The 13,265-nt window shown below is 42.6% G+C and carries 10 protein-coding genes and 2 pseudogenes; 3 read left to right on the forward strand and 9 right to left on the reverse strand.

The window, feature by feature from the left end:
- The 4 genes and pseudogenes from dhaL to NXM86_RS11215 form a co-directional block, all read right to left on the reverse strand.
- A complete protein-coding gene (gene dhaL / locus NXM86_RS11200; protein ID WP_498958027.1) occupies positions 1-615 on the reverse strand; it encodes a dihydroxyacetone kinase subunit DhaL in 615 nt (204 codons plus the stop codon).
- A 20-nt stretch (positions 616-635) separates the two neighbouring features.
- Complete coding sequence (dhaK, locus tag NXM86_RS11205; protein ID WP_498959030.1) at positions 636-1,631, reverse strand: dihydroxyacetone kinase subunit DhaK; 996 nt, start codon at positions 1,629-1,631, stop codon at positions 636-638.
- A 476-nt stretch (positions 1,632-2,107) separates the two neighbouring features.
- On the reverse strand, positions 2,108-3,100 hold the full coding sequence (locus NXM86_RS11210) for an NADPH:quinone oxidoreductase family protein (RefSeq protein WP_062679373.1): 993 nt from the start codon (positions 3,098-3,100) through the stop codon (positions 2,108-2,110).
- Between the two features lie 180 nt (positions 3,101-3,280).
- A pseudogene (locus tag NXM86_RS11215) lies at positions 3,281-3,508 on the reverse strand (amidase family protein); the annotation flags it as partial.
- A 192-nt stretch (positions 3,509-3,700) separates the two neighbouring features.
- Between NXM86_RS11215 and NXM86_RS11220 the strand changes: the two are divergent.
- Positions 3,701-5,005: an acetamidase/formamidase family protein gene (locus tag NXM86_RS11220; RefSeq protein ID WP_498958028.1), complete on the forward strand. Its 1,305-nt coding sequence runs from the start codon at positions 3,701-3,703 to the stop codon at positions 5,003-5,005.
- Positions 5,006-5,167: 162 nt separating this feature from the next.
- Here NXM86_RS11220 and NXM86_RS11225 read toward each other — a convergent pair whose 3' ends face one another.
- Positions 5,168-7,288 (reverse strand): SEC-C metal-binding domain-containing protein, encoded by a 2,121-nt coding sequence (locus tag NXM86_RS11225; RefSeq protein ID WP_498958029.1) that lies wholly within the window; start codon positions 7,286-7,288, stop codon positions 5,168-5,170.
- A gap of 284 nt (positions 7,289-7,572) precedes the next feature.
- Here NXM86_RS11225 and NXM86_RS11230 point away from each other — a divergent pair, with 284 nt between their 5' ends.
- A complete protein-coding gene (locus tag NXM86_RS11230) occupies positions 7,573-7,872 on the forward strand; it encodes a hypothetical protein (RefSeq protein WP_375216577.1) in 300 nt (99 codons plus the stop codon).
- Between the two features lie 108 nt (positions 7,873-7,980).
- On the opposite strand, the gene NXM86_RS11235 is transcribed toward NXM86_RS11230, so the two are convergent.
- Together NXM86_RS11235 and NXM86_RS11240 are read right to left on the reverse strand one after the other, a co-directional pair.
- A complete protein-coding gene (locus tag NXM86_RS11235; protein ID WP_375216576.1) occupies positions 7,981-8,583 on the reverse strand; it encodes a Uma2 family endonuclease in 603 nt (200 codons plus the stop codon).
- A gap of 355 nt (positions 8,584-8,938) precedes the next feature.
- The gene (locus NXM86_RS11240) at positions 8,939-9,343 is read right to left on the reverse strand and encodes a hypothetical protein (protein WP_498958030.1); all 405 of its coding nucleotides are present in this window, start codon (positions 9,341-9,343) and stop codon (positions 8,939-8,941) included.
- 278 nt (positions 9,344-9,621) lie between these two features.
- Here NXM86_RS11240 and NXM86_RS11245 point away from each other — a divergent pair.
- A pseudogene (locus NXM86_RS11245) lies at positions 9,622-9,986 on the forward strand (hypothetical protein).
- 258 nt (positions 9,987-10,244) lie between these two features.
- Here NXM86_RS11245 and NXM86_RS11250 read toward each other — a convergent pair.
- Both NXM86_RS11250 and NXM86_RS11255 read right to left on the reverse strand, forming a co-directional pair.
- The gene (locus tag NXM86_RS11250; RefSeq protein WP_015863637.1) at positions 10,245-11,597 is read right to left on the reverse strand and encodes an aspartate aminotransferase family protein; all 1,353 of its coding nucleotides are present in this window, start codon (positions 11,595-11,597) and stop codon (positions 10,245-10,247) included.
- A 129-nt stretch (positions 11,598-11,726) separates the two neighbouring features.
- Positions 11,727-13,193 (reverse strand): CoA-acylating methylmalonate-semialdehyde dehydrogenase, encoded by a 1,467-nt coding sequence (locus NXM86_RS11255; RefSeq protein WP_498959032.1) that lies wholly within the window; start codon positions 13,191-13,193, stop codon positions 11,727-11,729.
- Between the last annotated feature and the right edge of the window lie 72 nt (positions 13,194-13,265).

Raw genomic sequence — 13,265 nt, forward strand, 5'->3', positions numbered from 1 at the left:
TTATCCCTCGAGCACTTCCGCTAAAGCGGCAAACAATAAATACGAAGAAGCGGAACCTGGATCGATGTGGCCAACCGACCGCTTTCCTAAATAAGCGGCTCGACCTTTTTTCGCCTCGAGTTCTTTTGTATGTTCCATTTTTTCTTTCGCAAGCAGTGCTGCTTCTTTCGCTCGCATGCTTCCTTTCTCCCGCAACAACTCTATGACCGGCTCCCACACATCGATCATTGTCTTCTCTCCAACACTAGCTTTTCCTCGTGCTTTAATTCCGCCCAGCGCCGCCTCTAACGCTGCGATCAGCTCTTTATCATCCGCTTCCTTTTTCCCGTTTAGCGCCAATGACATTTTCAAAAATGCAGTGCCGTATAACGGTCCCGACGCTCCGCCTACTTTCGCGATTAACGTCATGCTTACATCTTTGAAAAGCGAACCGAGATCTTCGTAATTGGCAGAACTGATTTTTTCAACTACTTCTTGAAATCCCCGCGCCATATTTAGCCCATGGTCGCCATCGCCGATTGCTTGATCGAGCTCCGTTAAATATTGTTTTTGTTGCTGAATTTTATCGTTTGCGATGCTAATCCATCGTTTTGCCTGTTCCATATCAAACGCCATAATGATTTCTCCTCTCCCTTTTATTTTTTCAACGCAATCGTATCCGCAGGCGCATCTAGCAATTCGATCAAGGAATCATCCAATTTTAACAGCGATATGGAACAGCCGGCCATTTCCAGCGAGGTCATATATTCTCCGACAAATGTTTCATGGACGTGAATTTGTTTTTCCTTCAACATTTCTGATACTTTTTTATTCACAATATATAGCTCCATTAACGGTGTCGCACCAAGCCCGTTAATCATCACTGCGACGCGATCGCCTTTTTCTAGTTTCATGTCATCGAAAATTTTGTCTAGCAGCGTTTCCGCAATTTCGTCCGCTGTTTTGATCGTTGTTTTTTCAATTCCCGGTTCGCCGTGAATGCCGATGCCGACTTCGATTTCATTTTCGCCAAGTTCAAAGCCAGGTTTTCCCGCTGCCGGCACGGTGCACGGAGTAAGTGCCATCCCCATGGAGCGAACATTTTGCACCACCTTTTTCGCCGCCGCCTCGACTTCTTCAAGCGATGCGCCGCGCTCCGCCAGCGCCCCTGCGATTTTATGAACAAACACCGTTCCCGCAATGCCGCGCCGTCCTGTTGTAAACGTGCTATCTTCCACCGCTACGTCGTCATTTACAATGACTTTCGCGACACGAATTCCTTCTGCTTCCGCCAACTCTGCGGCCATTTCAAAATTCATGACGTCTCCCGTATAATTTTTGATAATAAGCAATACGCCTTTTCCGCTATCGACCGCTTTGATCGCCTCAAGCACCTGGTCAGGCGTCGGAGAAGTAAACACTTCCCCGCATACCGCCGCATCTAACATTCCTTTGCCGACATAGCCGGCATGCGCCGGCTCATGTCCGCTGCCGCCGCCGCTCACGATTCCGACCTTTCCTTTTACTGGGGCATCGTTTCTCACAATCACATTCGTACCCGGCAGCCTTCTCAACCGATCACGATAAGCGGCAACCATTCCTTCCAACATATCATTGACAACCTGATTTGGGTCGTTAATTAGTTTTTTCATCATTCTCTCCCCCTGTTGTATGATTGGATCATTTCTATCTTCTTACATTCTACCATAAATACTGACTATTATTTCTAAATTTTGTATGTCAAAATCGCACAATGAAATCGATGTTTTATCCTGTTTGGAACGTTCATAAAACTCAGCGAACAAAGGAGTTATGAAAATGCTTATTTTTAATAGTGTTTTTTTAGAAAACGAAGTATTTACTACATAGTTTAATAAGAATACATAAAAGCAAAACGAGAATGTAAGATTATAAAAGGAATTGAAAAATAAGATACATCAGACTAAACCCTTATGTTAGGTCAAGCGGTCTGAACGGATCATATTCTTCGTCAGCAATTCTAGGTAAGCCATCTATCACTTTTTCTAGTAGTTTGACTTATTCATTCACCCAAAATAAAAACCCCATACCCGAATTCTCGGGATGGGGATAACAGAAACATATTCTCCTCCTGATTGATGCCGATGTATTATGAAAGCTTTACCACCGTTCTTCCGCGTAGTTTGCCTTTTAAAATATTCGATAACGCCTCAGGAAGCTGTTCGAGAGTAACTTCCTGCGCAATCGATTCTAATAGTTTATCCGGTTTTAAATCGCTGGCCATTCGTTCCCAAATTTGTTTTCTTAACTCCATTGGGCAATAGACCGAATCAATGCCTAATAAACTTACACCGCGAAGAATAAATGGGAAAACGGTTGTTGGAACGTCCGTGCCGCCTGTCAGCCCGCTGACTGCCACGGCGCCATTATATTGGATGCGGCTTAAAACAGTCGCAAGTGTTCTCCCGCCGACAGGGTCCACCGCCGCTGCCCATTGTTGTTTATCTAACGGGCGGATCTTCTCGGCACATACATCTTCTCGGGAAAGAATTTCTTTCGCGCCAAGCTCGCGCAAATATTCATGCTCTGTTTCTTTGCCAGTGCTTGCGACCACTTCATAGCCCCGTTTTGCCAGCATCGAAACCGCCAAACTACCGACACCGCCGGTTGCCCCAGTGACAAGCACTTTCCCTTTTTCCGGGGACAGGCCGTTTTCCTCCAAGCGGTGAATCGATAGTGCCGCCGTAAAGCCAGCTGTTCCTAAAGCCATTGCCTCTTTTAATGTCAATCCTTTTGGAAGCGGAACAATCCAATCTCCAGGAATACGGGCGTATTCACTGTACCCTCCGTAATGCGTCACACCAATTTCATAGCCAGTTGCGATGACTTCGTCTCCTTCTTTAAAACGCGGATCATCCGAAGAAACAACAATACCAGCTAAATCAATCCCCGGGATAAACGGATATGTTTTTACAATTTTTCCATCAGGAATGGACGCCAATCCGTCTTTATAATTGACGCTGGAATATTGGACCTTGATCAAGACATCCCCTTCTGGAAGGTCATCCATGGAAACAGTTTGTACATTGACGGTAAAATCTGTTTCGGTTTTATTTACTACTAACGCTTTGAATTCGCTCACAAGACATCCCCCTCAAAATTTTTCCATATTCTTGTCTTAACGATAACAAAATTATTCCTGCTGGTCAAAATATTTTTGTTGTCCAAGTCGTGTTGCATTACCCCTACTTCACGTTATTCGGGGATATCCATCCATACATAAAAACCTCCCCTCTCCCATCGGAAAGGGAAGGCCGTTTTCTTACTGTTTAAGAACAATCGGGTTTTGTTTTAACTCTGGATGCAACTTTTCAAACACGTCGGCAATGTTTAATATTTTTCCTTCTTGGAAGGCCGGACCGACTATTTGCATGCCTATAGGAAGACCTTGCGCAAAACCGCACGGTACCGTTACAGCTGGCAAGCCCGTCAAATTGAACGGACCAGTAAAACGAATAATATGGTCAAGAAAATTCACTTCTTTTCCATTTCCTCCCTTCTAAAATTGAATTATACAATATTATACATAAAATTAACAATATTCATAATATTATATTTTTTGATAATTTCCAATTAGACAATCTATTAAGTTAGAATTATCAAGCTGTTTGTTTGAAACCGTTTTCTATCATCTCTTATAATTTGCATAGAAAATATTTTATCATGAAAGGAAAGGAAAGCGATGGAAGCAAAACAAACCGTATTTGTCAACGAGTTCACGAACGGAATTTTAGATCCTAACGGTGAAATGCTAGGTCCTGTGCAAGATGGCGGATATATTGTGGCTAATACGGCCCCTGGCTGCTGGGGACCGATGATCACCCCTTGTATTCGCGGCGGCCACGAAGTCACGAAACCTGTTTTCGTAGAAGGCGCAGAAGTGGGAGACGCGATCGCGATCAAAATTAAATCGATCCGCGTCACTTCCATTGCTACGTCCTCCGGAAATGATAAGCCGATGGAAGGAAGATTTGTAGGAGACCCATTTGTCGCCGTGAAATGTCCTAAATGCGGAACGATGTATCCAGAGACAAAAATAGAAGGAATAGGCCAAGAAGCAATTCGTTGCGCCAATTGCGGCGCGGACGTCACTCCTTTTGTGTTTACAAACGGTTATACGATGGCATTTGATTCCAATAAAAAAGTCGGCATCACACTGCATAAAGAAGCGGCAGAACATATCGCCCAACAAGGGCGCTATTACATGGCGACCCCTGACAACTCGGTGCAAAACCCGATCGTCACTTTTGCACCTCACGATTTAGTCGGAACTGTCGCTAGACTTCGACCTTTCCTTGGACAACTTGGCACAACGCCGGCACGCCCATTTCCAGACTCGCACAACGCGGGGGACTTCGGGCAGTTTCTCGTTGATGCCCCGCATGAATACGGGATCACAAAAGAGCAGCTCGAAGACCGCACAGACGGACATATGGATATTAATCGCGTGCGGGAAGGTGCCGTCTTAATCTGCCCTGTGAAAGTGCCGGGCGGCGGCGTTTATCTCGGGGATATGCACGCCATGCAAGGAGATGGGGAAATCGCGGGACATACAACAGATGTAGCTGGTATCGTCACGCTTCAAGTAAAAGTGATTAAAGGTTTAACGATTGAAGGTCCGATCCTTCTCCCTGTCGAAGAAGACCTTCCATATCTAGCAAAGCCAATAACGAAAAAAGAAAAAGAAATTGCGCTTGACCTCGCACAAACATGGGGCGTGAAAAAGCTAGAAGAATCCCTTCCGATTTCCTTTATCGGAACAGGCGCAAACTTGAATGAAGCGACGGAAAACGGATTACAAAGAGCGGCGAATGTGTTAGGCATTTCCGTCCCTGAAGTGATGAACCGCGCAACGATCACCGGCGCGATCGAAATCGGCAGACACCCAGGAGTCGTCACTGTCACATTCCTATGTCCTGTCCGTTATTTAGACAATATTGGCCTTACGACATTAATCCGAGATCAATATCGCGATAGTTTGGAATAACAATTTAAAACACGCACCCCCTATCAATCTCACATGAAAAGAGAGCCGCTCCATTCCAATTGCATCGACGGCTCTCTATTGATTGGAAAAAGACGGACAGTGCCTATCACTGTCCGTCAACCAACTAAGCAATCTTTTCTATTCTTGAAGCAAACTCCATTTTCAACTCAAATACTGCCCCGCCTCTTTTGGGAACACCCGTGACACATAGATGAATTTCCAACGGCCAGAGTTTGCCGTTTTGACAATGTTTCCGCGAATGATCATCCCTATTTTCGCATAAGAACGAACAAATGAAGTGACGGATATCGTATATTGCTTTCCGCTTTCTGTATGTTTACATTTCATCGTCGCAGCGGAAATATCGATGATTTGAAACAGGCCGCTTACTTGATAGTTCGCTAGTGTGTTTTCAACTACATCTCTTTCTATTTTCTGTAACCAATAATGGTATTTTCTCGTTGTATACGGAACGTATAAATCAAGCAAACGAATCGCGTCATATATCTCTTCTTCCACCGTCTGGATGATGGATCGAACCGTTTTATCATGATTCGTTCCATATCGCGCGTCAATCCACTTTGCCAACGCTTTTACCGTGCTGAAAAACGACTTCGCTTGATTGATGCTCGCATCACCGTTCATTTCTAAATAATGATAAACGATGCATTGCTGCCAATGGTCTTTTGTGATGCTTGTCCATGACGAAAGACGAGACTGTAACAAATATTGGGCGATAATGGATAGCCCTGTCCGATATTTCGATACCGTCGCTTCTGATTTTCCTCTCGTTTTTTCGATAAAAAACTCCGCTATATCTTTACCAAAGAAAGAATCCATCCATTCAAGCGGCATGTCATATTGCTCGTATTGTTCCATTTCGTCTGTTCGCTGCTTCTCCAGCAATCGCGTTTGTCGTTTTTCCCCTAACGTGACAAATGGAGATAAAGGAAGACCAAACTTCCGGCGAATCGTATTAAAATCAACCGTAACCGGACATTCTAGACGCTCGGCGTTCATAAAACTAATATACTCGCGTTCTTGCAGCCATCGCTCGACTTCTTCTTTTTTCCCTTGTTCCACCATTTGCATCACGGTTTTCCCGTCCCATTCCTCTTGCGGAGTGTGCAATGACTGATAAATATCTAGCGTCTGATTCGCCAGTGCGCCAAAATAAAGCGGTACATTTTCTCCTAACTGCATCGCATAAGAGCGAAATTCGACGTTTTTCGGCGCGTCCAATTTGCGTACCGTTTTTTTGATAAAACGGGCAACAGATCCCGCTTTCTCCATCACTTTTATAAATGATTCCACCGCATCTGGCAAAAAAGTCACAAACTTTAGGTGGTGTTTATTGATTTCTATAAATCCTAACACTTCGCGCATATACACCGGACTTGAAGCTAGATTGTCCTCATATATATACTGTTTGCCGGCAAAACTTAACTTTGTTATTTTTCCTTTCTGTTCATCCACGATAACGACGTCTTGTTTTTCTAAAGAATGAACCAGCTTTTTTCCATCATCCACTTCATAATGCAATGTCACTTCATCAATTTTTGTCATTTCGCGATGCCGAAAATCATACGGATCCATTAATTCATTCACAATTTCTAAAAAGCAGGTCATCGCGATTTGTTCATATGATTGTCTCGTTTCTGACATCAATTCGTTGATCTTTGCATATGCGCGCTTGACTCCACGTGGTCCTTCAATAATTGCCACACCATGAACATAATAACCTTCGCCGAATGGCTCAAGCAGACAAAACGTTCCTCCCCACGGAATAGGCTTACTCATCGTTTCACAAAACGGCATATGAAATCGTTCGTGCGTAAACGCATCTTCCACCGTTATTCCATTGTCATCCATATCTACAATTTGAATAAGGCGTGGGACAAGTGATACCCATGTTTCAAGCAATCGCGCTTTCTCCGCCTTTAAACCAGTTTTTTTCTCTTGATAAAACCATTCGACTCCGCGCAATCCGTTGTCAAATCGATGGAAAAATAAATACCAAAGACGAAACAAAGGTCCAAACATATCACCATTTTGTGTTGAGTTTATTTTTTGATCGAACACTGTTTCCGCGCGCAGTTTTTCCGAAAAAGGCAACGACCGCTCTAAAAATTGGTAAATTTCTTCCGATAACTCATTTTTTAATTGAAAAAAGCGCTCCTCCCTCACTTTTCGGATTTCTACAACAGCATCCTTTTTCATACAACACTTTTTATACTTTTTCCCGCTTCCACAAGGGCAAGGATCGTTTCTTCCAACTTTCATTTCTTTTCTCCTTATCATCATTTTTAAAAAATAAGAAGCATCCATTAAATACGCAACAATCATATTATAACTGTTGAGACGTGTCTTTTAGACAAATAAAAAAATTTGATCTTTTCTTCTCCATAAAAGCAGACGCTCAAGAACATCATATCCAATGTCTTTTTTGCTGTCTACTTATAGGGGATAGTAACAAAAAGACAGATGCATTAGGCTTCTGCCTACACCTTTTTGTCTTTTCTTGTCTATATGATCGGGTTATACTGTTTAGTGAGGAGGTGAATGACGTGGAACAACAAACGATGTTAAAAGAAATTTTAAAAGCACTCGATCTGTATGCATCTGACTTTCGCTCACAAATCGCTGCATTAGACAAAAAAATCGAAGCAATAGATAAAAAAGTCGAAGCAATGAATGATGAATTTAAAAGCAAGTTTGCGGAAATGAACGAACGATTTAATCGATTAGAAACAAAAATCGACAACTTGCGCATTGAACTTATCGAAACACAAGAAACCGTCGATTTCCACTCAGCCAAAATCGCCCAACATGACCGAAAAATCCGCAAGCTCTCCCAGCAACAATAACCTCTCCATCCGTAACGTTCTCTCCACGATGAAATTGCCCCCATCGCCAAACAGATGGGGGTGTTTGTTTTCACAGCCGTTCTAAACATGTGCGCATATATGTGTTTATTATAACCGTTGAAACACATCTTTTAGGCAAATCCTTAAGTCTGGATGCAGAAAAGAAACTAGCACATCTTGTTCTCCAAATACTTCCCTTTTTTCATATACTCCGTTATGCCATCCGTACACCTCGATAGTTCGATGCAGCGGGTCAACCATCCAGTATTCTTTTACTTCAAACCGTTGATATAATTTGTATTTTTCATTTCGGTCTTTTAACGCCGTACTCGGAGACAACACCTCTACGATTAAGTCAGGTGCGCCTACGCATCCCTTTTCTGTGATTTTCTCTCGATCACAAATAACGGAAATATCGGGCTGCACCACATTTTTCACAGATTTGTCATCAAGATTTGAAGCGAATATGACATCAAACGGTGCCATGACCACTATGCATCCTTGTTGTTGAAAATAATCCCGCAACGCCGCATAAAGCTCACCGATGATATATTGATGGGTAAACGAAGGAGAAGGAGCCATACTATATGGCACACCGTCAATCAATTCCCATTGTCCGTCCCATTTCAGATAATCTTCATACGTGTAGTTGTGATTTGGAAACTCTGGAGTTTTCACCGCGCCTTCACTCCATTTGCTTTTTGTTTCCATTATATCATGGTGCCAAATATTATTCTTTTTTCGTTACAATCGGTGCGTGCATATATGATGACAATCGAAAAAAATCGCCTCCCAAGCAGACGCTCAAAAACATCACAATGTCTTTTTGACCGTCTACTTGTAGGAGGTAATACCTTTACATCCTGCCCGCTGTTTCTTTTCCCTTTCCTCTTTCTTCAAAGCGTGACAGGACAAGCATTTAGCGAATCGATTTTAATATTTTTTGTGCATAAATTTCATGCGAAGTATTTTCTAAAAACTCATAAAATATTTCGTCCAGTTTTTCTTCCAACTCTTCATTCAACTCGTTCCCATCTTCATCATACAATTCAAAATTCGCATGTTTCTATTCTCTAAACTTTTCTTCTAGCAAATCTTTATAGCTTACCCAATGCTTCCCGTAGTTTGATACATATGTTGGAACCCATTGATCAATATAAATGTTGCTCAACAACTCATCGAGGAGAGGTAAATAAAAAAGTGGCATCTCACTTTTCCCTAATGTCAAAAGTATTTCCTTAAACTCCTCTTGTGTCATTTCTTTTACTTCCCCAGAATAATCATAACTGATTCTGCCATTATATCGATTCATGAATGGCTCAACAGTATCCACCCATTTATGAGGAATGTATGTTTCGATCACTTCGATCAACATGTTAGAAATAAGCAATTTTATTTCTTCCGCATGCAAAAAATCACCTGCTTTCTCATTGAATCTCCCTGAATATATTCTCCATGCGATCCAATCCATTCCGCTTCTTTTTCCTTGATCCATCTTGCCAATAAGGCAAACAAACATAAAAGAAGCAGTGTATAAAAAAGATTCGCCCTCATCCGATCCGCCCTTTGTCATAGGTAGAAAGACTTAGTTAATCTGATTCTATCAATTTTTGTAAAAACATGGTATCGAATGTCGTCAAATGAATACAAGGCAGAAGCATTTAGGATTCTGCCCTACACTTTTTCTCTCCGTTTGTCTTTTCTTGTTTATATGATCCGGTTATACTGTTTAGGGAAGAGGTGAAAGAGATGGAACAACAAACGATGTTAAAAGAAATTTTAAAGGCGCTCGATCTACATGCTTCTGACTTTTGCTCGCAAATCACTGCATTAAACGAAAAAATCGAAACAATAGACAAAAAAGTCGAAGTGATGAATGGTGAATTTAAAAAAAGTGTGCGGAAATGGACGAGCGGATACAAGAGATGAACGACTGGTTGGAAAGCAGAATCGAAAAGCTAGAAAATGAAATGAACGAACGATTTAACCGCTTAGAAACAAAAATCGACAACTTGCGTATTGAACTTATCGAAACACAAGAAACCGTCGATTTCTACTCAGCCAAAATCGCCCAACATGACCGAAAAATCCGCAAGCTCTCCCAGCAACAGTAACCTCCCCAGCTGTAACGCAGCTTTCATGTTCTCTCCACAATAAAATTGCCCCCATCACCGACAGATGGGGGCGTTCGTTATTCCACAATCAGCCTAAACATTATGCGCATCATCATACGGTTATAGCATACGATAATTGAAAAAACCGAAACAGAAACAACTTCACATCACTGTCGACGTCTTAACCGCTACAGACAAGTTTATTGGTGAATAATATGCCAAGTACATGTAGAAATCACAGAAAATGATAAAGACCCCTTATTTAATTTCCCATAATGCATCTGTTAACGTATTTATTAAGAATAGGAGATCTTTGTCCTCAATATTCAGCGGTGGAGATAATGTTAGCACGTTGTTGTATCCAGCAACTGTCGCACCGTTTTTGCCAATAATAAGACCGTTTTCTTTACAAATACCAACCACTTTATTAACAAGCGAAACATCAAGAGGCTCTTTCGTGTTTTTGTCGGCTACTAGTTCAATTCCAATTAGCAAACCTTTCCCGCGCACATCGCCAACGTAAGGGTGGTCTTGCAGTTTATTTTTTAATTCATTTAGCAGCCGGTCGCCTACTTCCTTCGAACGCTCAAATAAATTTTCTCTTTCCATAATTTCAATATTTTTCAATGCTAAAGCGCATGCGGCAGGATGGCCGCCAAACGTGTTGACATGACGGAAATAGTCATATTCTTCTGTTCCTTTAAACGCCTCATAAATCTCTTTTCTCACAGCGGTCGCCGATAATGGCAAGTACGCGCTTGTAATTCCTTTTGCCATCGTAATAATATCTGGCTTTACCCCATAGTTCATGAATCCAAACGGTTTGCCTGTACGTCCAAATCCACAAATCACTTCATCTACAATCAACAAGGCGCCGTGTTTTTCGCACACTTCTTTTACGGCTTTCATATATCCTTCCGGCGGTATTAGTACTCCTCCTCCAGTGATAATCGGTTCCATGATTACCGCCGCAATCGTTTCGCTCAACTCCCATGTCATCACATCGTCAATTACTTTGACGGACCGTAAATCTCGCGGATTTTCCGCTTGATCATTGTCACGATAGCTGTCTGGAGGCGGAACATGAATAAACCCAGGCGCAAGCGGTTCATATTTATATTTCCGCTGTGCCTGACCCGTTGCGGCAAGAGCTCCCATCGAATTTCCATGGTACGCTCGATACCGGGAAATAATTTTATATCGGTTATACTCTCCTCTTTGCTGATGATATTGCCTCGCGATTTTAAATGCAGTCTCATTAGCTTCGGAGCCGCTGTTGGAAAAGAAAATGACATATTCGTCTCCTAACAGCTCATTTAATTTCTCCCCAAGCTGAATAGCCGGTACATGGCTTTGGGTAAGCGGAAAATACCCAAGCTTTTTTAGCTGTTCGTAAGCTGCTTTCGCTAATTCCTCACGCCCATATCCCACATTCACGCACCATAATCCTGCCATCGCATCCAAATATTTTTTTCCTGTATGGTCGGTAACCCAACAACCTTTCGCTTCTGTCACCACTAGCGTCGCATCAGGATTATACGGCTTCATCGAATGCCATATATATTGACTATCTTTCGCAAGCCATTGCTGGCTTTGATGAACCTGAACCATTTCTCTTCCCTTCTTTCTATTGTAAAGTGAACTCCCTTCCGCTTGGCTTTGTTTCAAAAGCGGAGGGATTATTGAGCCATATTCTTGCCGAACGAGCAAATCTCTTTTTGCCCAGCTTAATGAAGATTGTTAAAAATCGAATCGAGAAGTAATCATTTTTTTGCGTGTATAGAAGTTTACGCCATCTTTTCCATTTACATGGAGGTCGCCATAAAACGAATCTTTCCATCCGGAGAACGGGAAGAACGCCATCGTTGCCGGTACACCTACATTGATTCCTAACATTCCCGCATCCGCTTCTTCACGGAATTTGCGTACAGCTTTCGCATCTTTCGTATAAATGGTCGCACCATTTCCGTATCGAGATTTACGAATATATTCAAGCGCTTCGTCCAAGTCTTTGGCACGCAGCAAGCTAAGAACAGGACCAAAGATCTCTTCTTTAGCAATCGTCATATCTGGGGTGACGTGATCAAAAATCGTTGGACCAAGGAAGTTCCCTTCTGGTATTTCATTCATTTCTTTGCGCCCGTCCCGAAGGAGCACTGCCCCTTCTTCAATGCCCTTTTGAATGTAGCCTAATACTTTTTCACGATGGGATTGACGAATAACTGGGGTTAAAAGTACTTCCGGATCCATGCCATTTCCAATAACGAGCTCATCTGCCTTTTGCTTTAATAGTTTTACAAACTGCTCATTGTCGCCGACAATAACCACCGCGCTGCACGCCATGCAACGCTGCCCCGCACTTCCGAAAGCGGAACTAATCACGTGCTGCACCGCTGTCTCTATATCCGCATCAGGCATAACGATATGATGGTTTTTCGCCCCGGAAAGCGCTTGTACGCGTTTGCCTTGTGCGGCTGCACGTTCATATACATACTTGGCGACAGGCTGGGAACCAACAAAGGAAATTGCTTTAATATCCTCATGATCGATGAGGGCATTAACGACATCATGCGCCCCATGAACGATATTGAGCACTCCTTCTGGCGCCCCAGCTTTTGTAAACAACTCAGCCAGTTTATTGGCTAAAATTGGTGTTCTTTCAGATGGCTTTAATACAAACGTATTCCCGCAAACAATCGCCAACGGAAACATCCAGAGAGGAACCATCATCGGAAAATTAAATGGCGTAATTCCTGCGACTACTCCTAAAGGATAACGGAACATTTCCGAATCAATACCTTCGGCAATTCCCGATAGCGACTCCCCCATCAATAATGTTGGAGCGCCCGCGGCAAATTCCACGCACTCAATTCCCCTTTGAATCTCACCATACGCTTCTTTATAGGCTTTTCCGTTCTCTTGAACGACGAGTTTTGCTAATTCTTCGTGATGCTCATTCAATAAATGATGGAAGGTAAACATAATCCGCGCCCGCTTAGGCACCGGCGTATTTTTCCATGTTTCAAATGCTTTTTTGGCCGCTTGGACAGCTCTGTCTACATCTTCCTTCGTCGAAATCGGAACCCGCGCCAATACTTCCCCTGTCGCCGGATTTGGCACTTCCAACGTCTCTGTCCCGCTTGATTCCACCCACTGTCCATTAATAAAGTTTTTCAAAATAGTTGTTTCCTTCTTTGTCACCGCCATCATAAAGCCCCCTTTCTTTGTTAGACTATTTTAAATTATTTAACTTTAACAAAATTATCTCTTAATTTTTCA

The sequence above is a fragment of the Geobacillus sp. CX412 genome (assembly GCF_027942335.1).
Taxonomy (GTDB): Bacteria; Bacillota; Bacilli; order Bacillales; family Anoxybacillaceae; genus Parageobacillus_B; species Parageobacillus_B toebii.

Coding starts and splice junctions, on each gene's coding strand:
- dhaL (WP_498958027.1), bottom strand. CDS start 615: ATGGCGTTTGATATGGAACAGGCAAAACGATGGATTAGCATCGCAAAC.
- dhaK (WP_498959030.1), bottom strand. CDS start 1,631: ATGAAAAAACTAATTAACGACCCAAATCAGGTTGTCAATGATATGTTG.
- NXM86_RS11220 (WP_498958028.1), top strand. CDS start 3,701: ATGGAAGCAAAACAAACCGTATTTGTCAACGAGTTCACGAACGGAATT.
- NXM86_RS11225 (WP_498958029.1), bottom strand. CDS start 7,288: ATGAAAGTTGGAAGAAACGATCCTTGCCCTTGTGGAAGCGGGAAAAAG.
- NXM86_RS11235 (WP_375216576.1), bottom strand. CDS start 8,583: ATGGAAACAAAAAGCAAATGGAGTGAAGGCGCGGTGAAAACTCCAGAG.
- NXM86_RS11240 (WP_498958030.1), bottom strand. CDS start 9,343: ATGGATTGGATCGCATGGAGAATATATTCAGGGAGATTCAATGAGAAA.
- NXM86_RS11250 (WP_015863637.1), bottom strand. CDS start 11,597: ATGGTTCAGGTTCATCAAAGCCAGCAATGGCTTGCGAAAGATAGTCAA.
- NXM86_RS11255 (WP_498959032.1), bottom strand. CDS start 13,193: ATGGCGGTGACAAAGAAGGAAACAACTATTTTGAAAAACTTTATTAAT.